The sequence below is a fragment of the Clostridium cavendishii DSM 21758 genome, from assembly GCF_900141845.1.
Classification (GTDB): Bacteria; Bacillota; Clostridia; order Clostridiales; family Clostridiaceae; genus Clostridium_AG; species Clostridium_AG cavendishii.
Map to the genome: position 1 here is coordinate 1 of NZ_FQZB01000011.1, position 20,977 is coordinate 20,977.

21 protein-coding genes are annotated in these 20,977 nt (G+C 28.4%); 11 read left to right on the forward strand and 10 right to left on the reverse strand.

Translation table 11 applies throughout. From position 1 onward, the window contains the following. A partial coding sequence (locus BUB01_RS12795; protein ID WP_143152493.1) for a leucine-rich repeat domain-containing protein occupies positions 1–1,571 on the reverse strand: 1,571 nt, incomplete at its 3' end. A 595-nt stretch (positions 1,572–2,166) separates the two neighbouring features. On the opposite strand from BUB01_RS12795, the gene BUB01_RS12800 reads away from it, so the two are divergent. Then, complete coding sequence (locus BUB01_RS12800) at positions 2,167–2,775, forward strand: SAM-dependent methyltransferase (protein WP_072988304.1); 609 nt, start codon at positions 2,167–2,169, stop codon at positions 2,773–2,775. 357 nt (positions 2,776–3,132) lie between these two features. Here the strand turns inward: BUB01_RS12800 and BUB01_RS12805 are convergent, their stop codons facing one another. From BUB01_RS12805 to BUB01_RS12815, 4 genes are all read right to left on the reverse strand, one after another. Then, entirely contained in the window at positions 3,133–6,642 is a 3,510-nt protein-coding gene (locus tag BUB01_RS12805) for an efflux RND transporter permease subunit (protein ID WP_072988307.1), read from the reverse strand. Between the two features lie 413 nt (positions 6,643–7,055). Then, positions 7,056–7,439: a ribosomal maturation YjgA family protein gene (locus BUB01_RS12810; RefSeq protein WP_072988311.1), complete on the reverse strand. Its 384-nt coding sequence runs from the start codon at positions 7,437–7,439 to the stop codon at positions 7,056–7,058. Positions 7,440–7,497: 58 nt separating this feature from the next. Beyond that, on the reverse strand, positions 7,498–7,635 hold the full coding sequence (locus BUB01_RS23600) for a hypothetical protein (RefSeq protein ID WP_207649990.1): 138 nt from the start codon (positions 7,633–7,635) through the stop codon (positions 7,498–7,500). Between the two features lie 275 nt (positions 7,636–7,910). Further along, positions 7,911–8,561 (reverse strand): hypothetical protein, encoded by a 651-nt coding sequence (locus BUB01_RS12815; protein WP_143152494.1) that lies wholly within the window; start codon positions 8,559–8,561, stop codon positions 7,911–7,913. 443 nt (positions 8,562–9,004) lie between these two features. On the opposite strand from BUB01_RS12815, the gene BUB01_RS12820 reads away from it, so the two are divergent. Beyond that, positions 9,005–10,366 (forward strand): hypothetical protein, encoded by a 1,362-nt coding sequence (locus tag BUB01_RS12820; protein WP_072988317.1) that lies wholly within the window; start codon positions 9,005–9,007, stop codon positions 10,364–10,366. Between the two features lie 86 nt (positions 10,367–10,452). On the opposite strand, the gene BUB01_RS12825 is transcribed toward BUB01_RS12820, so the two are convergent. Next, entirely contained in the window at positions 10,453–11,316 is an 864-nt protein-coding gene (locus BUB01_RS12825; RefSeq protein ID WP_072988320.1) for a phosphotransferase, read from the reverse strand. Positions 11,317–11,599: 283 nt separating this feature from the next. After that, on the reverse strand, positions 11,600–12,040 hold the full coding sequence (locus BUB01_RS12830; RefSeq protein WP_072988323.1) for an NUDIX hydrolase: 441 nt from the start codon (positions 12,038–12,040) through the stop codon (positions 11,600–11,602). Positions 12,041–12,567: 527 nt separating this feature from the next. On the opposite strand from BUB01_RS12830, the gene BUB01_RS12835 reads away from it, so the two are divergent. The 9 genes from BUB01_RS12835 to BUB01_RS12875 all read left to right on the forward strand — a co-directional run bounded on the left by BUB01_RS12835 (position 12,568) and on the right by BUB01_RS12875 (position 17,717). Continuing rightward, on the forward strand, positions 12,568–12,759 hold the full coding sequence (locus BUB01_RS12835; RefSeq protein WP_072988326.1) for a hypothetical protein: 192 nt from the start codon (positions 12,568–12,570) through the stop codon (positions 12,757–12,759). Between the two features lie 411 nt (positions 12,760–13,170). Then, on the forward strand, positions 13,171–13,494 hold the full coding sequence (locus BUB01_RS12840; protein WP_072988330.1) for a hypothetical protein: 324 nt from the start codon (positions 13,171–13,173) through the stop codon (positions 13,492–13,494). A 45-nt stretch (positions 13,495–13,539) separates the two neighbouring features. Then, a complete protein-coding gene (locus BUB01_RS12845) occupies positions 13,540–14,079 on the forward strand; it encodes a hypothetical protein (protein WP_072988334.1) in 540 nt (179 codons plus the stop codon). 100 nt (positions 14,080–14,179) lie between these two features. After that, on the forward strand, positions 14,180–14,941 hold the full coding sequence (locus BUB01_RS12850; RefSeq protein WP_072988337.1) for an MBL fold metallo-hydrolase: 762 nt from the start codon (positions 14,180–14,182) through the stop codon (positions 14,939–14,941). Between the two features lie 90 nt (positions 14,942–15,031). Continuing rightward, positions 15,032–15,514 (forward strand): GNAT family N-acetyltransferase, encoded by a 483-nt coding sequence (locus tag BUB01_RS12855; RefSeq protein WP_072988340.1) that lies wholly within the window; start codon positions 15,032–15,034, stop codon positions 15,512–15,514. Between the two features lie 225 nt (positions 15,515–15,739). Continuing rightward, the gene (locus BUB01_RS12860) at positions 15,740–15,976 is read left to right on the forward strand and encodes a hypothetical protein (protein ID WP_072988343.1); all 237 of its coding nucleotides are present in this window, start codon (positions 15,740–15,742) and stop codon (positions 15,974–15,976) included. A 33-nt stretch (positions 15,977–16,009) separates the two neighbouring features. Beyond that, positions 16,010–16,465 carry a VOC family protein gene (locus BUB01_RS12865; RefSeq protein WP_072988346.1) on the forward strand — a complete coding sequence of 152 codons (456 nt, stop codon included), beginning with the start codon at positions 16,010–16,012 and terminating at the stop codon, positions 16,463–16,465. A gap of 80 nt (positions 16,466–16,545) precedes the next feature. Continuing rightward, positions 16,546–16,959: a GNAT family N-acetyltransferase gene (locus BUB01_RS12870; protein WP_072988349.1), complete on the forward strand. Its 414-nt coding sequence runs from the start codon at positions 16,546–16,548 to the stop codon at positions 16,957–16,959. 44 nt (positions 16,960–17,003) lie between these two features. Continuing rightward, entirely contained in the window at positions 17,004–17,717 is a 714-nt protein-coding gene (locus BUB01_RS12875) for an aminoglycoside phosphotransferase family protein (protein ID WP_072988353.1), read from the forward strand. Between the two features lie 195 nt (positions 17,718–17,912). On the opposite strand, the gene BUB01_RS12880 is transcribed toward BUB01_RS12875, so the two are convergent. From BUB01_RS12880 to BUB01_RS12890, 3 genes are read right to left on the reverse strand one after another with little or no spacing between them, the layout of a single operon-like run. Continuing rightward, positions 17,913–19,355 carry a glycoside hydrolase family 1 protein gene (locus tag BUB01_RS12880; protein ID WP_072988356.1) on the reverse strand — a complete coding sequence of 481 codons (1,443 nt, stop codon included), beginning with the start codon at positions 19,353–19,355 and terminating at the stop codon, positions 17,913–17,915. A 20-nt stretch (positions 19,356–19,375) separates the two neighbouring features. After that, on the reverse strand, positions 19,376–19,699 hold the full coding sequence (locus BUB01_RS12885) for a PTS lactose/cellobiose transporter subunit IIA (protein WP_072988359.1): 324 nt from the start codon (positions 19,697–19,699) through the stop codon (positions 19,376–19,378). A gap of 22 nt (positions 19,700–19,721) precedes the next feature. Continuing rightward, the gene (locus BUB01_RS12890) at positions 19,722–20,957 is read right to left on the reverse strand and encodes a PTS sugar transporter subunit IIC (RefSeq protein WP_072988362.1); all 1,236 of its coding nucleotides are present in this window, start codon (positions 20,955–20,957) and stop codon (positions 19,722–19,724) included. Between the last annotated feature and the right edge of the window lie 20 nt (positions 20,958–20,977).

Here is a 20,977-nt window from a genome sequence, read left to right on the forward strand (position 1 = left end):
CTTATACTTTTTACACTGCTTGGTATTTGAATACTAACTAAATTTGGACATTCACGAAATGCATCATACCCAATACTTTCTACACCTTCTTGAATTTCTATACTTGTTAGATTGTCACAAAGAGATAGTGCTTCAACTCCTATACTTTTTATGCTACCTGGTATTACTATACTTGTAAGATTATCTGTATTTTGCATCGCCCAGCCTCTAATGTCTGTAACGTTATACACTTCATCATTGCATACAATTTTACTTGGCAATATAAGTTTTGAATCTATTTCTCCTACTACATCATTCACACTTACACATTTATTATTAGCATCTGTTAACCTAAATTTTATACCTTTTATTGTAACGCAGTTATCTTTAAAATCACTATCTGTTTTCCATTCTGTTAAATCACTTATTCCAACCATTGTAGGATTTAACATTCTAGCTTTATTTTTAGATTTTTTATCTGTTGTTGAATTACTCTTATCAATTTTAGAAGATGAATCTTCAGCTGATTTCTCTATTTTAGCATGACTACCTATTCCACTACTTCTTAAAAGCATTTCAGTACTATCACATTTCGTTATTCCATTATGATCTATAAACACTCTTGTTCCTTCATCAGATTCTAAGCTTTTAAGTCTGCTTTCCCCATAAAATGTATGGTTTTCTGTGATAGTTATTGTACCTGGTATTTTTACAACTTCTAAATTATCACATCCATGAAATACATCATATCCGATGCTTGTTAATTCACCTGTTAATTCTACCGATTTTAACTTACTACAACCATTAAACGTATTATTTTTCAAACTTTTCACTTTACTTGGAATTATTATATTCTCTAATCCAATACAATTATAAAATGCATTCTCCTCAATAGCTTGTACACTTTCTGGAATTGTAATATTTTCAAGATTATTACACGAGAAAAATGCTCCATCTTCTATAGTTATTACACTATTAGGTATTGAATATTTCTCTTTTGCTTTTCCTTCTGGATATCTTATTAACTTTGTTATTCCTTTATTAAATAAAACTCCATCTTTACTTTCATAGTTTTGATTATTCTTATTAACATTTATGTTTAATAAATTACCACATCCATTAAATGCAGTTTCGTCTATGTACATTATATTACTTGAAATCTCTATACTTTTTAGGCTACTACAGTTAAGAAATGTACCACTCTCTATTTTAGTTACATTACCTAAATTATCTATACCAGTTAAATTACTACAATTATGAAATGCATACTTTCCTATGGTTTCTATTGTATCAGGAAGTATTACTTTTTTAAGATTCTTAGACTTAGCAAATGCCATTTCACCTATAATCTTTACTGGAACTCCATCAATTTTACTTGGTATCTCTACATTCGGCTCAGTTCCAGTATATCTTGTTATTGTTCCAGTTGATTTATCAAATTTAAAATTTTCCTTTGCCTTTACCTTATTAGCATCAATATTGTCTTGATTGTCTTGATTTTTAATAATTACTGCTGCTTGTACAACAGAATTTAAATTTGAAGAAATTATTGATGTAGCCAAAATTAAATTCATAATTTTTTTCCTTAGCATAATTATCCCCCTTATAACTCATACAATATTCTAATTATAAATAGTTCTTATTAGCAATTATTTCATTTTATTCATAATTATTATATTTATATTATATACAGATTAATCGCATATTTCTACAAGTTTCTTGCATAGTAATTATATTACATAAATACACTAATTAAACTATCGTAAGATTAATGCCTTTTCTAAAATATTAAATACAGCTTTTCTACTCTTTCATATTTTATTATTATAATTTATTGTATATTTTAAAGTATAAACGCCTACTACAAAAAACACCTTCTTGTAAAAATTTATTTATCTAAGGTATTATTACAAATAAAAAAGATAATTTAAATTGAAGATTACTCATACAAAGGATATAATGAAATTACTCTTTGATAATCACCAAATCCGTAGTTTGGTGTTTATCCAAAATCTATTAAAATTTTTAATTTCATAAAAATATTAATTAAAAATAATACATTTAAAATTTACTTTAACACTTGTTTTAGCTATGCTATCTCAAATTGTCCTAATATCAGAAAGGAAAAAAATTATATTAAAGTATTTTTTTAACTTATACGAAATCCAAAACTAGAGAGGAATTGTAATGAGAGAACAATATTATGAAAAACTATTAAATATAAAAACTTTAGAGGAACAAAAAGTATTCTATCAATCATTGCACTATAGCACATATGAACCAACCCCTTACTCTGCATTAGAAATATTATGTGAGCAATATAATTTTACTGCTGAAGATAGTATAATTGATTTTGGATGTGGCAAGGGACGGTTTAACTTTTATATAAACCATTTTTTTGATTCCACAGTTAAAGGTATAGAAATGAATACATTTTTCTATAAGGAATCTATTGATAATAAAAGAAATTATTTAAAAAAACATAAAAAAATAAATGATAAAATTAATTTTTTAGATTGCTTTGCAGAGGAATATAATATAAGTCCATCAGATAATAAATTTTACTTTTTTAACCCTTTTTCTATACACATATTTATAAAAGTTATAGAAAACATTTTAAATTCTGTAAAGGAATATAAAAGAACAGTAGATATTATATTATACTATCCATCAGAGGAGTATATTTACTTTCTAAATGACAATACCCCCTTTGTACTTTTCACCGAAATAAAGCTACCTTACTTATACGATAAAAATCCTCGTGAAAGTTTTTTAATATATAGACTAGTCTATTAAAAAAACATAATAACCTATAAATATTGTATTACTTAGGCAAATCTCCACTTCTACAATTCACTACTCGCTTATAATTATAAATAATTTTAGTGCTACCTATCTGAGATACATAATTTTTTTAGTAGTCTCTAAAAACACCTTAAAATGTCTTGCAAAAGTATATACATGGTTATACAACCTATATTTTATTTAAAAAAATGTAACTAGAATTAATAATCCTAGTTACATTTTTATAAATTTTATCTAAACTATTTTCTAGATTAAAGCTACAATTAATATAATCTTAAACACTAAATATTGTTTTATATAGCATTAGATTATTTATTATAAATTCTACACAATATATATTAGTAAATATTATTCTTTTCCTAGTGCAATTAATTCATTTACATCATTATCTTGAGGCAGTCTTTTATCTCTTTCTATAAGGCTATATATTACAGGAACAATTATAAGGGTTAATAAAGTGGATAAAGTAAGTCCCCCTATAACTACAATAGCCATATTTTGATACATAGTTTTTTCACCAAGTAAATTAGCTGCTTGAGGTATAAGAGCCATTATAGTTGCTATAGCAGTCATGAATATTGGTCTTAATCTTACCATTCCTGCATTAATTAATGCTTCATGTACTGTCATACCCTCTTTTCTATTATTCCCTACTTTATCAAGTAAAACTATGGCATTAGTTACAACTATACCTATAAGCATAAGTAAACCTATAAGCCCAACCATTGATAATGCGTTTCTTGATATAAATAAAGCTAAAAATGCTCCAGCAGCCGCAAATGGCAAGGAGAATAATATAGCAAACGGTGCTTTAGCTTCTCCAAAAGCTAGAACCATTATTATATATACTAAAACTACAGCTACTAAAATAGCTACCATCATTTCTTTAAAACTAGTATTTAGTTCTTCAGAAGCACCACCCTGAAGATAATCAACTCCTTTAGGAAAGCTAGATTTTATACTATCTATTTCTTTATAGGCTTTAGATGAAATTTTTTGAATATCTTCACTATTAATATCTGCTGTTATAGAAGTATACAATTCACCATTTAATTGTTTAATTGATACAGGTCCATTAATAACACTTACATCTGCAATATCAGATAATTTTATATTTTCTCCCATAGGTGAGGCTATTTCTATATTCTTTACATTATCTAAAGATTTTAAATTATCTTTTGATATTCCAAGATATACAGATACATCTTTATCATTATTTTTAAAGGTAGTTACAGTATTATAGCTAAGTAATTCTTGAACAGAAGTAGCAACTTGATAAGTTAATAAACCTTTCTCAGCGGCTTTATTCGCATCTACTTTAATTGATATTTCAGGTTTACTATTTTCCAAGTTATTTTGAATATTTTTAAGTTCTTCTATTGTTTTAAGTTTATCTACAACAAGCATTGCAGATTTATTAATATCTTCTTCTGATTTACCTCTTATATTTACAGAGAAACCATTCATAGAATTTCCACCAAGAAGTGATATTGGATTTATAGAATATTTTTTACCATCAGATGACATAGCTCTTACCTTATCCATTATTTCAGTTGAAGCTTTATCTCTATCACTATTATCCTTTAATACAATTACAAAACCTGCAGAATTACTAGCAGATTTAGTTCCATTAGAGTTTTCAATAGAACCTACAGTAACACTTACTGATTCTATATCATTTCTAGATAACATATCTTTTTCAAATTTTTTAATTTCTTCATTAGTTGTTTTAGCATCAGTTCCAGCTGGCATAGCTAAGTTACCAGATAAGGAATTAGGAGTTTCCTTAGGTAAGTATTGAAGACCAACCTTAGTTACTGTAAATATTGATACGGCTAAAAGTACTATAGATACAAAAATAGTAATAAGTCTATGCTTTAAGCACTTTTCTAATAAACGTTTATAAGTATTTGCTATCTTACCATCGTGATTATTCTCTTTTATACGCTTTCTTCTAGTAAGCATTACCTTACTCATAGCAGGAACTACAGTTAATGCAACTAACAAAGATACTACTAAACAAATTATTACAGTATAAGCAAAGGCTTTAAAGAAAGCTCCAATTTGACCACTTATAAATGAAAGTGGTAGGAACACTGCAATAGTTGTGATGGTTGAGGAAGTTATAGCCCTTGCAACTTCTGATGTTCCACTTTCTATTAGTTCAGTGTCTGCTTTTCCTTTTAAACTAGCCCGCCTATATATATTTTCTATTACAACTATGGAATCATCAACTATACGCCCGACTGCTACAGCAATTCCAGAAAGGGACATAAGATTTATAGATATATTTAATCTTGGAAGTATAATTAAAGCTGTTAAAACTGATAAAGGTATTGAAATTACAGCTATAACTGTTGCTCTTATATCCTTTAAGAATATAGCTATAACAAGAATTGCAAATATAGTTCCAATTACACCTTCCTTAAGCATATTATTTATAGAACTCTTAACATAAGTTGACATATCAAAAATCTTTTGAAAAGATATAGAGTTATCTTGATCGTGAAGTTTCTTTAATAGATCCTCAGTTTTTTTAGAGATTTCAACTTGATTTGCCGCAGGTGTCTTTGAAATACCTAGTATTAAGGCATCTTTACCATCAGATCTAACATAACTATCACTTTCACCAGACTTTAACTCAACATTTGCAATATCACTTAAAAATGCTATTTCAATTTTAGGTTCAGTTCCGTTTGTAGACACTGCTGAAGAATTAGAAGCTTTACTGCTTTGTGATTTTTGCATTTCACTAGCTTTAGCTTGTAATTCTGAGAATTTCTTAGCTTGGTTATTTAAATTATTTGAAAGACTTGTACTAAGAGCTTCTAATTTTTCTTTAGACGCCACAGCATCTTTACTAGCAGCAGCTACTTGTTCAGGTTTTAAGCTTGTATCTTTCGGATTAGCTTGGAACTTATTTAAAATAGCTAAATCACTATCAAGTTGCATTTTTACCGCTTGGATTTGAGCGAGTGTAGCTATTGATTCTGTATTTCCACCAGTTAATTCTCCAATACTTGCAGTGCCCTGAGCTACTTGTCCAAGACCGTTAGCTAGAGAATTCATACCAGCACTTGCTTGTTTAATAATATCTCCAAACATCTTAGATTGGTTAGGTGGAATAATAATAGGTAGAGATTTTATATCATCAATGGAAGTAATTTTCTTTTCTACTCTTATTGGTAGATTTTTATTATCTACATTTAAAGAACCTGTTGGGTATGAAAGATTATTTGCTTCAAGCATCGGCTTAATCTTATCTATTGTTAACCCTTTTTCTTTAAGTTTGTCTAAGTTTAAAGTGACATATACATCGCTATTACTTATACCCGAAACAGCTATTTCACTTATTCCTTGTATACGACTTAATTCTGGTTTTAGGGTTTCATCAATGTATTTTTTTAAATCATCTTTTGATTTTGTAGTCTTTAAACTATATTCTGCAAATTCTCCACCACCTACGCTAAAGGTAGAGATTTTTGGTTTTAGAGCTTTTTCAGGTAATTTAACGTTATTAACAACATCTTCTACCTGTTTTTTTACCTTCTCTATATCGCAAGAATAAGGAAATTCTGCTGTTAAAGTCACATAGTTTTCATTTGAAGTAGCTCTTATCTGCTTTACTCCTTCTACTGAAGACATAGCTTTTTGCAGTGGATTCTCAATTTTTTCTGAAATTTCTCTAGATGTAGCTCCAGGATAAATTCCTGTTACAAAAACATAGGGAACATTCATACTTGGGTAGAATTCTTGTTGCATATTCATAGTTGAATAGATACCACCAGATATTAGAACAAATACAAGTAAGAATATTACAAAGGTATTTTTCAAGGAAAATTTTACAATATGCTTCACTTACGTTCACCTCGCTTTAATGTATTTAATTGAAAGATAAGTATAATCCTATTGTCCTATTTTTAATAAATAAAAATACCTAATTAATTTATAATATAGATATTAACACCTCCAAAATTAATTACTATTTAACCAATCATTTATTTATATATGAATTATATCATACAAAAGTAAAATACTGGTTATAACTGATAAATTATTACAACTCATTTATTTTATTGAGCTTTTTAACTAACTTCCTAGAAAAACTACCATACTCCTATAAATGTGAATTAATATTAAAATTATGTATTAATATGCAAAAATAATCTTATATAAATATAATATAAATTTATTTAATTATAAAAAAGTTACTATAGTCACTAGGATTTAATGACTATAGTAACTTTTTAAGTTTATTTGTAATCTATCCTTTATTTACTAGTTTTTAAAGGGTTCTTAGACATTTTCTCAAACATAATTAAAATCATAGTTCCTATGAAATAACACAAAATATCCTGCAAATCAAAGGAATCACCTATAATTGTTGCAATTATTTTATGCTTTTCTAGATGTAATACTCTTACAATATGAAAATACTGCATTATTTCAACTGTTGTAGCAAATAAGAATAGGTAGATAGGCAAATGTCTTATTGACTTTTTTGTAAATCCTTTTATTAAGGTATATATTAAAATAACTACTAGAATATCTCCAATGTAAGGTCTAATAATTGTATCGTGGACAAAAAGAGCTATAAATATTTCAGTGAGTAATAAAATAATAAAAGCTAATATATACTTTATATTTAGTTTCATGATGCTTACCTACTTTCATTTGTTCATAAATTTTATTAATTAACAAATAACGTATTTACTAATTTAGTTCACCTATTATATATTTAACATCTATATAATCAGTTAACCATACACCATTTTCTGATAAGTAGAAACTTGCCATATAACAAAATATTAACACTTTATAAGTGTTTGGTGAAGAAAAAATATTGTTCATTAAATAAATTTTAAAAATAGTAATGAAGATAGGGGTATACCACCAGATAGATATGCAGTGAATTAAATATTAAATTTTATGGGACTTACATTTTAAGATGATTGGAGAATCTGTAAGGCTAATAAGGGAATGAGCTTAGAAGTGGTGATGAAAAATATGAGGATTATCATATAAGATATTTACTTGAAAGTGGCAAAAAAGTGATTTTGGTAGATTTGCTTAACTAAAAAAGTAACGATGTTAATTTTTTGAAAATTAACATCGCTCATTTGAGTCTAGATTAACGTAAAGTTACAATTGAAAGCATCCAATTGACTTTGTATTGGAAGAGCATAACCTATATTGCTTAAGTAACCTTTCTGAATACGAAAATTTAGTCCAATGATTTGATTGGTATCTTTAAGTATTAATACAGAACCCGAATCACCACCAAACATCCAAGGTTTACCGTCAGGGTTACCAACGCCATGTACTTCTATTAAATTAGTAAAACCATCTGTTGAAGCGGTAATAGAGTCTATTACTCCAGTAGTGAATTCAGTACTACAACCATATTTATAGACAATGTCGCCAACTTTAGGTGTACCTATTGAAGATATATTTACCTTAGTAGGCTCATTATGTCCTTTTAAAACACTATTTTCATACCTTCTATCAAAAACTAAATGAACAATGCCACAATCTGTACTTCTCTGTCCACTTTGATTAAATCCTTTTGTATATATACCGCATAAACTTTCTTTAACATTAGGATGTGGTTGGTAAACTTCTTCATTTGGATTGGAATGAGTAAATACATGTTCACACGTTAACATGTATTTTCCTGGATGAATTCCAAAGCTTTCGTTACCAGTTTCAGTGCGTAAGAAACAGCCTATCGATCCAGGATCGTGAGTATGACTTTTTCCACAAAACCCTATCCCCATAAACATAGGCTCATGACGATCCAGAGGATTAATATCATTCAATTTTAAATTCATATTTTTAAATCATTCCTTTCAGTTTATAAATAGTAAAATATAATGAAACTTATAATTATTTAGAATGTTTATAAAAAATTCAATACATATTTATTTTTATAAAAATAATTCTAATTATACAATGAAATACTTAGAGTATTTTATATGTATTTACATATACAGATATTTTGGAGATTATAGAAAATATAACTTTATATAAAAATATTTAATTATAAGATTTATTAGATAGATTGGATAATTTTAAGTACAAATAAGGTGAATAAATTTTATATTTAAGCCTAAAATAAAAAGGCAGTTAATTGATTAGCTACAAGATTAAAATTATGTTATAAAATAATAATTCTTTTATAAAGCTAATCTGATAATAGTTAAAAAGGAGATGTGTATAAATGGCAGCAAAAATAAGTGGAGGAGTATCATCAGCGGGAGTAATTGCTTATCAAGATGACAAAGATTCAAATCAATTTCATTATCTACCTGCAAATATAGAATTTGTAGAAGGAGATACATTAAAAGAGTTTAGTGTCACTTACTGGGGGTTAGGAGATCCCTATTATGTTCAAGATGACACTGGAGAATTTATAAGCCTTTCTGGAGCCACACTATCTGGAAGAGCAACTTTTGATATTTCTAATAATCAACGTAAAAAAATAAAAAGTGCTATTCAGGATAGTTATAAAATTAAAGAACCACAATTAATACCATTACACTTAGAAAATTGTAATGTACAAATGGTATATGGTGAAAATACTTTAAAATTTGGGCCTCAGTCTGATAAAAAATTCCCTGAAGTCGTTAATTTCGGGTCTACTTTTAATTATCTTTTAGGTACTGGAAACAGCCTTTTTGCAAATTATGTAGGAGCTCAAACAACTGAAGCTGGGGTTGTTTCAAATTCCGATTTTGGAATAAATATATTTGGTGATGCAGAATTTGTAGGAGATCCTTGGGAGGTAAAAGTTACAGCAGATTTAAATCAAGTTTGGTCTTATGTCAGGGAACAATTTGATCTTAGTATTTCTATAGGTTATTTTGAAATTCCATTAGTTAAATATAATTCTATAATTGAAAGTTTACATAAAAACCAAATTATAAAGTTAGAATTCAAAGAAGGTTCTTTAGATAATGAAAAATATGGCAGACAAATTTTTGATATGGGTAAAGAAATGTTTGAGGCATTAAATAACGAAGTAAAATCAAGCGAAGGCTTATTTAAGTTTGAGCCTAATCCAAAACCAAGTGAAACGGTAACCCCAGGACAAAAACCTAATATATGGCCATGGAGAGTTTATATTAATGGAGGCTATGGTAAAGAATCTTTGGAAAAAAGGCAAGTAATACATTTTGAAAAGACTATAAAGTATAGTGGTAGAATAAAAGTTCAAGTAAGTTCTTCAATGACATTAGCGGTAAAGTGTAATAATGATACTCAAAAATATTTCAAAGATCTTGGAGATTTAAGTGTACCATGTGTTACTAAAGATAAAATGACTAAATTTAATGAACGTGCAAAAAAAGAAAGAGTTAAAAAAGGAAGTCTTGCAAAGGAATTATTAGAAAAGGTTAAAAAAGGTACTATCACACAAGAGGAATACGAGAAACAAATGAATTATTTATATGAACATAATATTTTTGAGGTTTTAACACCAATAAAATCAGAAGATGGTCATTTTAGTAAGGCATATAGACAAGGAATTTTGGAAAGTGAATTCTTTGGAAATTTAAAGGATTGCGAATGTTGTAAAGGCTAATATAAAGGTGCATAAAGACTCTAATATTAAGGTTTAGGATTTATGCACCTTTTTTGTTGCATTTAAAATGTAAATTAAATATTTAACTATAAACTATGTATATTTTTGAGCCTTCGTCTAATTTCAGTAGTAAGAAGTTCCTTCTCCACTTCATCTATTCCATCTACAGATAATTTACGAGTAGCTATAATTAAAATCCAATCTTCCATTTCTTTAAGAGATATATTTGAATGTTTTAAATATTCATCTAGAAACACTTTAATTATTTTTTCTCTAATTGAATCAAAATAGGATACTATTTCATTAGGTATGTTCGCAGGTACAATTCCAAATCTCATCATAACAATATATTCCGCTAAATCTGCTTCTGGATTACCACTAGAAGCATTTGCCCAATCAATTACTAAAGTTTTATTATCTCTAACTAATATATTATTGGGATTAGGGTCTCCATGACACAACTGCTTCTTAACAGGTATATTATTTGAAATATTGAGAATTAAATCTTTTTCTGAGCTTGTTAAGTGATTTCCTCTATTTATAGAATTAATAATAGACTCTCTTTGAGATGACATATTTATAATTGATTTACTATGTATTTCACTTAAAACTTTAGCTGTCATTTTAGTGGTATCTTCATAATTAATTTTTTGTATACTCTTTTCAACGGAAGAATGGATTAAAAATTGTTTCATGAAGATTTCCATCAATGTTTCACCATATACACGTTCAAATACAATTCCCCAACGACCATCAAATTCTAATACTTCAAAAGGTTCAGGTACAGGCAACCCATTATCCCATACAATTTTAGTATTTGAGTATTCTATTTCCATTGCATTGTAATTAGTATTAGCTTTGGCTAATTTAATTACTTTTTCATTACCTTCCCATTCAAAAACTTCCGCGCAAGCACCCTCACTTATTTTAACACCAATTTTTCTATTCATTTTTCACACTCCAATAGAACAGCATGTCCATATTATACCATAATATAGCAAATTATTAGTTTTGTTATTAAAATTTTTACATTCTAATATATTTCTCAAATGAATAGATATATTTAAAATAAATTAACTTTCATAATCACTAAGAATATAACATTACTTAAAATTGAAACTCAAAATGTTTAATACCACTCTTGATACTTATAACATTAACTATAAATTTAAAGTTAAACTTAGTAATTAATTCATTATTCAAGTTATTTTGATACACTCCCATTGACTTTAGCTAGCCTTTAATATCTTTTCTACTTTTTAGAAACTCAATTGTTTTATCAATTAAAAAATTTTGAATTAATGGGTATGTTGGATTTAAAGGTATACTATCAAATAATTTAATCTCACATGTCTCAAAATCTGGTAATTCGCTTAACCTACTTACATTAGCATAAAAAAGTTTTCCTAAAGACTCTATTCCATTATCATCAATTGAATAAATACATATAGGATATAACTCATATTCTTTAGCACCAGTTTCTTCCCACAATTCTCTTGAAGCAGTAGTATTAATATCCTCAAAACTTTCTCTATGTCCACCAGGCATTTCCCATGTTTCTCTTTCCTTATTTCTTACAAATAACCACTTACCCTTGTATTGTGTTGCAATTACAGCAAACTTTAAATCACAATCTTTAATATTTTTTAAATCATAAGATTTTAATTTTAACATATTTCTCCTCCAAATTAATATTATTAATTAACTTAATTATCAATTATATATTTTTTTATTCTCATTGACTTTGTTTAAAAAATATATATCCTAAATTTTGTTTTATCCATTTAAGAATAATCTCATTTCTTAAAATTTTTCATAAAACCATAATATTTTCCTTATTTATTATTATGTACCTAAAAATGTTAATATGAAAGTGTTTAAAAGCTAAAATATAAAATTGTGAGCAATATTAAGGATAGAGATTTTCACGATTCGAGCATTAGAACTTGGGATATCAGCAAAAAAAATTCTAATTTCAAAAGATGGCTCCCTACTTGATGGTATTTATATTCCTATTAGAAGAAGATAAGAAATGTTAAAATTTTTTCTGTGCCTTAATAAAAGATTTTATAGTTATATTACTGAATGAAGCACTTGAAATATTTATTTAATACTTTTATTTCAATGTTAATAATCGAAAAAATTTCCAACATAAAAACTTATTATCTGCACAAAATAATTTAGAAGGTGGTGATTATAAAATGACTAATCAAAATAACCATTCCAATTTCACTCAAAAAAATAATTGCTTAAACTCTAAGCAACAAGATAATTCTTTTAATGCTATACATGATAGCGGAATTTCTACCCCTAATAAATATAAAAATGTTGAACCTCTTCCTGAATCCTCACGTCCAAGACGAGATGGCCCTGGTGGAGAAGATGGCGATTAATTTATATTAAGTAAAATAAACAAGTGATAATATGTATTAATATCGTCACTTGTTTATTTTATTCTTTTTTACCACCAGTTAAAGTTTCAATTTAAAAATTTATAAAGAATATAAATATGATTCTCCACAAATAATAGACAGGCTATATGTATGAATGTAAAAATCATATCGAAACATATATATTTAAATATTCACTTATTATTTTGAAACTCTTAATCACCATTAGAAACTTTAAAATTTATGCATTTCCATGTTGGAATTTTTCTACATTTTGAAGTTGATATTTACACCCTTATATTGATTAAAAAAACAGGAATCTATAGGATAAAATTCACTATTATGTTATTATAAAACTATTAAATAAATAATAATTTGTATTTAAATTAATGAATTATGATTTGGAGATGTACAATGAAGGGGATATTTATAGGAAATTTTTATCATTGCATGCCATCTAAGATTCCTGACGATGATGGTAAAAGAGCTATAATAAATTATTATTGTTTTGGCCCAATTGAAGTAGTTATATATGGTATAACATCAACAAATGAATATTATTTTGATTATACTTATCCAGAACTTTGGGGCGATGCTGAATTGGAACATGAGTATAATATAATAACTAAAGAAAAGATGCTAAAACTTATTGACGAAGAAATAGAATTATGTGAGCGTAATGGTGGCGCTAATATTGCTGAAGCACTAAGAAATGAAAGAAAATTAATTGAAAAATAGTAAAATTAGTTATATAAATAGCTATTTTGTGAGGAGAAGATATATATGAAAAGCACTGAAAAATCAGAGGATTTTAAAAGCAATGATGATAAAATTGATTGGAGCAAACAGTATGAAGTTGTAGAGAAGATAGGGGTAAGAGGTTATTTACAAATACATCTTGAAGAATGTAAATACATATGGAGAAACATGGTGCCTAAATCAGGGCAGGCTAATAACCTCCAAGGCGAAATGCTTAGAATGGTAGTAAAGTTAAGCAATGAAGCCATTAATAACGGAAATATAAATTGGGATGACAACTTCGAATGGTTCTGCGATTTTCTCAAAGAAAATTTAGTAAGTTGTGGTTTGTTTGATGAAACAAAGATTATGAAAATAAAGATGATTTTAGATTATATAAAGGATAATGGTAATTATGCTCGTAAATATGCTAATGGTGAAATTAGTGATAATCAAGTTGATATACTTAAATTAGCATATACAGATGATGATATTTATGACTATTTATCCGATGCCATTGCAGAGTATTATTTAGCCCATAAGGCTCCTATATCATATGAAATTAAAGATTTTATTTATAGATAAAATATTAATACACATTTCAATTTGAGTTTAAGCAATATAAATAGTAATTGGAAAGGCAGATTGTTTATATCTACAAACAAGTTAGAAAGGGGTATGTTGAATGAGTGATTGGTTCACAATTGACCATATAGACAAGGACACACATATTATCAGCGAATACAGGCATTGGGAGGAAACGCACGCTTATCTTTTAAACGGCGCAAACCGCAGCCTGTTAATTGACACCGGTCTTGGCATCTGCAACATTTACGATGAAGTGATAAAGCTGACCAACAAGCCAGTAACTGCCGTGGCAACCCATATTCACTGGGATCACATCGGTGGTCATAAATACTTTCCCGATTTTTATGCCCATGTTGAGGAATTGAATTGGCTCAGCGGAGAGTTTCCGCTAACCATGGAACAAATCAGGGGAATGGTTGTAGATCGTTGCGATTTGCCGGAAGGATACGACGTGGATAACTATGAATTCTTTCAAAAAACGCCTACAAGGGTGCTGAAGGATAATGACGTGATTAATATCGGTGGTCGCATCTTGCAGGTACTGCATACGCCTGGCCATTCACCGGGGCATATGTGCTTTTATGAAAAGGAGCGTGGCTATCTTTTCACTGGAGACTTGGTTTACAAAGATACCCTGTTCGCCTATTATCCCTCCACCGACCCGAAAGCCTATTTGAAATCAATGGAGCGAATTACTGCACTTCCGGTAAATAGGGTATTTCCGGCGCATCACAGTCTGGATATACAACCGGAAATACTCCTAAGAATTCGAGATGCTTTCCAGCAGCTGAAAACAGAAGGCAAACTGCACCACGGCAGCGGGACTTTTGAGTACAAAGATTTTGCTATCTGGCTGTAATTCAATCCATGGGCACAAGCATAATCTCTGTTCGTCAAATTCCAATTTATCGCTTATATTAGCTTATATGAATTATATGGAGAAATTAATATGAAAATGAACATAGAGCCTATGAATTATGATGGCGCAAAGCAAATTTCAAAATGGATTTATAAAGAGCCCTATTCAATATATAGTATGGACGGAAGTGAGAACTGCATATCTGAACTTCTTAATGGAACATATTTTTTAGTTTCTGATGAAGAAAATAATATTATAGGTTACTATTGTTTTGGTGAATCAGCTCAAGTTCCAGTAGAAAATAAATTTGGAGTTTATAATTGCAAAGATATTATTGATATTGGATTAGGAATAAAACCAAATTTGTGTGGTCAAGGAATAGGATTAGAATTTTTAAGTAATGGCTTAAACTTTGCTAATAATAAATTATCAGTAAAAAGAATCCGTTTGACAGTTGCAGCCTTTAATCAACGAGCAATAAAAGTTTATAAGAGTGCAGGTTTTGAAAAAATTAATTCTTTTGTAAGAATATCAGAAACTGAAGAAGTTGAATTTTGGGTTATGCTTAAATAAGCTAGTTTGTTTATATAAATTCCAATTTATTCAACAGTATTATTTATATGTATTGAATAAATTCTAAGTTTATTATTTAGCATACTTTTTTATCTAGATAAGTATTTAGACCCATGGTTTGGTTATATTATTCCAAATAAGAGAGAAATTATATCTGTTTTAGAACACCATTTATTCAAAGAAAAAAATGCTGATGTCCGAGAGGATATTCTTGATTTATTAATTATGTATTCAGACTCTGATTTAGACTATTTAGCAGAAAACCTAAATTTATTAAATAATGAAGATTTAGCAAATGCCATAGCTGCATTAGGTAGTACATTCAATTGGAAATATATAAATGTGATTAGATTATATAAAGATTACGATGATGAACGTGTTAAGAAAGAAGCAATAGAATCAGAAAATGATTTACTTATGTCTAAAAAAATAAATGGTGGAAACGAAGCACACAATATTTAGATTAAATTTAAAAATATTTGATGGAGGTATTAAATGCATTTAGGTTCAATTTATTTAATAGTTAAAGATTTTAATAAGTCCATAAATTTTTATGAAGAGTTATTGGAGATGAAAGTAACTTCAAGAAATATGGATCGCTTTGCTCAATTTCAATTTGAGGGACATAATATATCTATAATGAACGGTTATTTTGATAATCAAAACCCTGAATTAACAATACATAAAGGTCAATATGTTGAAAAATTTGATAACCTGGTTGCTATAGCAAAGGCAAAAAACACAAATAAGTTTGTATTAAATTTTTGGGTTGAAGATTTAGAAAAAGAACGAGAAAGAATAATAAATCTAAAAATAAGCGATTTGGTGACTAATGTTAAGTATGTAAATAATGTAATGCCATATTATTACTTTCAAGTTGCAGATCCAGATGATAATGTGATAGAGATTACAGGCAAATATACGTCTAAAGATGGTGAATTTAATGAATAGAGACATTGTGAAATTGTCTGAACAAGATAAATAGTAATTTATCTATGTTTGAATTTCAACAAAGGAGGTATAGAATTAAAATGAAAATTGAGATTACTGATGAAATTAAAGAACAAGATAAAAACATTATTTTTCAAGGGATATTAGAATATAATTTAGCAAGAATTGAAGATAAAAACCCAAAGGATTTAGGGGTTTATTTGCAAGATGAAACAGGTAAAAAAGTTGCTGGTCTAATTGGAGATACACATGGTAATTGGTTGTTTATAAAATTTTTATGGGTAAGCGAAGAATTACGTGGACATAATATTGGAAGTAATATTTTAAATCAGGCAGAAAAAGTAGCAAAAGAGAGAGGTTGCAAGTATTCATTTTTAGATACATTTAGTTTTCAAGCACCTGAATTCTATAAAAAGCATGGATATGAAGAAGTGTTTAAATTGGAAAATTATCCCGTGACAGGAAAACGATATTATTTTACAAAACCGTTATAAACTCAAAGATAAATTCCAATTTGAAAAGAAGGTGAAAATAAATTATGAGAGTTCTTGGTAAAGGAAATACAGCAGAAGTTATAGAATGGGATAACGATAAAGTTTGTAAACTGTTTTATGAAGGATATCCTCATAGTGCAGTTGAACGTGAATACAATAATGCAAAATTAATACAAACAATGGACATACCAATGCCCGAAGTTTATGAAATTGTACATGTTGGAGTGCGTGAAGGAATAATTTATGATAGACTTGAGGGACAATCAGTATTAGAAAAATTGCTTGAAGGCGGAGATGTTAACCTTTTGTTTAATCAAATTGTTGACTTGCATAAAAAAATATTAGGATATAATACTTGTGAAGTAATGTCATATAAAGAATTCCTTCAATTATGTATTGGGGAAAAAACAACTCGTAATGTAGATATATACAATGAAATAAAAAGTTTACCAGATGATACTTGTTTGTGTCATGGAGATTACCACCCAGGGAATATTTGGATGGATACAAATAATAAAATTTCGGTAATTGATTTTATGAATGTATGCCATGGGCCATGGCAATATGATGTTGCTCGCACATATGTCTTAATTTCGGAGGGTGATGTACCACAAGAAGTACCTAACAGAGAAAAAATTATATATATGCAAAAGCAATTAGCCAATATATATTTGAAGAAACTTCATGTTTCATATAATAATATTAGTGAATATGTCTCAATAATACAAAAATGCCGTGAATATGAATTACAGTATTGATTATATAATATAAATTTCAATTTCATAATTGAGTTTATTTAAAATAAATTTTAATGATGCTGTATTAAAATTTATTTGCTAATAGCGGATAAAAAAAATCACATGTGAATATTAGTGCAATTTCACATGTGATTTTTTTCAAGATTTTAACTTAACTATCAACTTTTGTCCTAGAAACGAAACTCGTTTACTTACTTATACTTTTTCTGAATTTTCAATAACAGACTGTCCATTTGTTTCAATTACTTCTTTGTACCAATAAAAACTATCTTTTTTATACCTTTTTAAATCTTTTAAATCTTTATCAGTTCGATTTACATATACAAAACCATAACGTTTACGAAAACCACTAGTAGTACTTAACAGATCCATAAATGACCATGGACAATAACCAAATAGGTTAACTCCATCATTGATTGCCAAATTACATTGTTTTAAATGACTTTTTAAATAATTAATTCTATATTCATCATTAACTTTATTTTCTTCTGTTAAATTTTCGATACCACCTATACCATTTTCAGTTATTATAATAGGTAAATGATATCTATCATTTAATTCATTCAAAACTACCCTTAATCCAATAGGATCTACTTCCCAATCCCACTCTGTTTTTTCAAGAAAAGGATTAGAATCTCCTTTATAAAGTCCAGGATTTACTTCAAAGGATGTTGTCCCACTTTTTCCGTCAGTATTAAGAATAACATCTCTATTTTCTATATCCTCTGGTGCATATTCAACCACTCTGCTCTGATAATAATTTATACCTAAAAAATCTGGTTTTGCAGCTACAATTGATTCCATGTCTCCATCTTCTATGGTTGGCTCAATATTATTTTCCTCCATGTACCTCCATACATTTTCACGGTAACATCCATGTACATAAAGGTCTGTAAACAAATAGGTACGGAAATCATCTGCTTCCTTTGCAGCTTGAATATCTTCTGGTTTACAACTCTTAGGGTAATTAGGTGAAATCCCTATAGCCGGTCCAATTTTACCTGAAGGAACCATCTCCCTAAAAAGCTTAATAGCTTTAGCATGAGCTACCATCATAATATGATTCATTTCATATTTTTGTTTTTCTAGTGGAATTTCACTATTAAAAACCATAAGATATGGAAGAAGAAACATGTTGCTTTGTTCATTAATAGTAAACCAATATTTTATATCTTCACCTAAGTTCTTAAAGAGAACCTCACAATAATAAACAAAATCATCGATAACCTCTCTACTTGACCATCCACCATATTCTTCTTGTAGACAAAGAGGCAAATCAAAATGATAAATAGTTGCTAAAGGTTCAATATCATTATCTTTTAACTCTTTTACAAGTTCCTTATAAAAGTTAATTCCCTTTTCGTTAACTTCCCCTCTTCCATTAGGCAACACTCTACTCCAAGATATTGAGAACCTATAGGCTTTCATGCCTAATTCCTTCATTAACTTTATATCTTCTTTGAAACGATGATAATGATCAGATGTAATACTTGTATTAGTATAATTTTCATTAATATTAGCATCTACAATGGACATAGTTTTTCCATCCTCTAAATATGCTCCTTCAAATTGATAAGCTGATGTAGCTGCTGCCCATAAAAAGTTATCTGGAAATGCTTTAGGTTTTTTATATCTCATTTTAATTTCACCTTCTATTTTTAACGTTTATCATATTTTTTAAATAATTTCATAAGACGTCTAGTTGTGTTTAGTTCACTCATAACCACCATTAGTGTATCTTGTGCATGTGCAAATAATACTGAGTAAGGAAGTTTATCTCCCATAGCCTCTCCTTGAATAGCCTTTGTTTGACTTGAATGAGCAAAAGAAATTTTCTTTTTAGCTTCTGACATCTTTTCTTCAGCTTCTTCAAAATTGCCTTCTTCAATGCATACTATAACTTCTTCAATAATTGCTCGTGCATCCCCTGCATTTAATATAATCTGCATACTTATTTCATTTAATTGTTCTAAATCTAACATCGCTTAGACCTCCTACTACGTTTTATCTTTCTTCTATTAAATCCTTTTTTGTTTCTTGAATATCATAAACCTTAAAGAATGGATACCAAATCATAAGTGATACAAAAATATTCACAAATAATAACAATATACCTTTAAAATCAAAGTTTACTAAATAAGTTGAAATTCCTACTGGCAAGTACCAAAGTTGCATAACTTTTGAAGGTATTGTAACCATGCCTATATTTAAGAAAATATAAGTAATTGATGGTATTATTAGTCCATTTAGCCACATTGGAACCATCAAAATCGGATTAAATACGATTGGTGCTCCAAATACTGTAGGTTCATTAATATTAAAAATGGCTGGCACTATGGTTACCTTTCCTACAGCTTTTAAACGTTTAGATTTTGCAGCAAATAACATCAATAGTACAAGTGGTAAAGTAGTTCCCATACCACCAATCCATACCCAACCCATTAATGTTTCAAAGGTATGAATGTTATTTGCACTCAATCCTTTTGCAATATTTTGAGCATTAGCATCAACTCCTGCAACCCAGATAGGGAAAAGAATTGGATATAGAGACCATGGACTTATTCCAAAAGAATATAGGAATACACAAATAAACGTACCTAGAACAAATCCACCAAAACTTTGTCCTATATAAGATAACGGTTCAAAAATTTTCAAAATAGCTGCATACAAATCAAAATGTAATTGGAAAGTAAAAAGCCATCCTAGAATAAGTAAAATAGATATTGGAATGATTGTGTCAAACCAAACAATTATAAAATCAGGCAAAGAACTTGAATCTTTAAATAGTGACATCTTACTAGAAAAATACATTGCTATGCCTACTATAAGACCTACTAAAAGTGCAACAAACATTCCGTTAGCACCTAAGCGCTCAAAACTAAATGAAATATTTCCATCAGCTATATTAGGCTTTAATAACATTAAAAATAGTGCTACACCTGTTAATGCTGAAATAAGCTTTCTATCATTCTTTTTTTGCTTTTCCATAATAAAATATGGTGTTAAAAATACTATGAATATACTCATTAGTCCAAAAGAAAATGACGAAATTGGCGAAAGATCTGGCATACTTGGGAAATATACATTTAAAATAGATATCATAGTTATTAAAGAACCTACAAGTATTAAAGGTATTGCACCCATAATAGAATCTTGAATCGCTGATACCCATACGTTTCTTGTAATTTTATTCATTGCTGGAGCAAATTTATCATTCATCCAATTAATAAATTTTTTCATAATATTACTCCTTTCTATAT

Bases quoted from the DNA above. Each gene is read 5' to 3' on its own strand.
- BUB01_RS12820 (WP_072988317.1), top strand. From the start codon at position 9,005: ATGGCAGCAAAAATAAGTGGAGGAGTATCATCAGCGGGAGTAATTGCT.
- BUB01_RS12815 (WP_143152494.1), bottom strand. From the start codon at position 8,561: ATGGGGATAGGGTTTTGTGGAAAAAGTCATACTCACGATCCTGGATCG.
- BUB01_RS12855 (WP_072988340.1), top strand. From the start codon at position 15,032: ATGAAAATGAACATAGAGCCTATGAATTATGATGGCGCAAAGCAAATT.
- BUB01_RS12835 (WP_072988326.1), top strand. From the start codon at position 12,568: ATGACTAATCAAAATAACCATTCCAATTTCACTCAAAAAAATAATTGC.
- BUB01_RS12830 (WP_072988323.1), bottom strand. From the start codon at position 12,040: ATGTTAAAATTAAAATCTTATGATTTAAAAAATATTAAAGATTGTGAT.
- BUB01_RS12860 (WP_072988343.1), top strand. From the start codon at position 15,740: ATGTATTCAGACTCTGATTTAGACTATTTAGCAGAAAACCTAAATTTA.
- BUB01_RS12845 (WP_072988334.1), top strand. From the start codon at position 13,540: ATGAAAAGCACTGAAAAATCAGAGGATTTTAAAAGCAATGATGATAAA.
- BUB01_RS12850 (WP_072988337.1), top strand. From the start codon at position 14,180: ATGAGTGATTGGTTCACAATTGACCATATAGACAAGGACACACATATT.
- BUB01_RS12890 (WP_072988362.1), bottom strand. From the start codon at position 20,957: ATGAAAAAATTTATTAATTGGATGAATGATAAATTTGCTCCAGCAATG.
- BUB01_RS12885 (WP_072988359.1), bottom strand. From the start codon at position 19,699: ATGTTAGATTTAGAACAATTAAATGAAATAAGTATGCAGATTATATTA.
- BUB01_RS12870 (WP_072988349.1), top strand. From the start codon at position 16,546: ATGAAAATTGAGATTACTGATGAAATTAAAGAACAAGATAAAAACATT.
- BUB01_RS12875 (WP_072988353.1), top strand. From the start codon at position 17,004: ATGAGAGTTCTTGGTAAAGGAAATACAGCAGAAGTTATAGAATGGGAT.
- BUB01_RS12800 (WP_072988304.1), top strand. From the start codon at position 2,167: ATGAGAGAACAATATTATGAAAAACTATTAAATATAAAAACTTTAGAG.
- BUB01_RS12825 (WP_072988320.1), bottom strand. From the start codon at position 11,316: ATGAATAGAAAAATTGGTGTTAAAATAAGTGAGGGTGCTTGCGCGGAA.
- BUB01_RS12865 (WP_072988346.1), top strand. From the start codon at position 16,010: ATGCATTTAGGTTCAATTTATTTAATAGTTAAAGATTTTAATAAGTCC.
- BUB01_RS12880 (WP_072988356.1), bottom strand. From the start codon at position 19,355: ATGAGATATAAAAAACCTAAAGCATTTCCAGATAACTTTTTATGGGCA.
- BUB01_RS12810 (WP_072988311.1), bottom strand. From the start codon at position 7,439: ATGAAACTAAATATAAAGTATATATTAGCTTTTATTATTTTATTACTC.
- BUB01_RS12840 (WP_072988330.1), top strand. From the start codon at position 13,171: ATGAAGGGGATATTTATAGGAAATTTTTATCATTGCATGCCATCTAAG.
- BUB01_RS23600 (WP_207649990.1), bottom strand. From the start codon at position 7,635: ATGAACAATATTTTTTCTTCACCAAACACTTATAAAGTGTTAATATTT.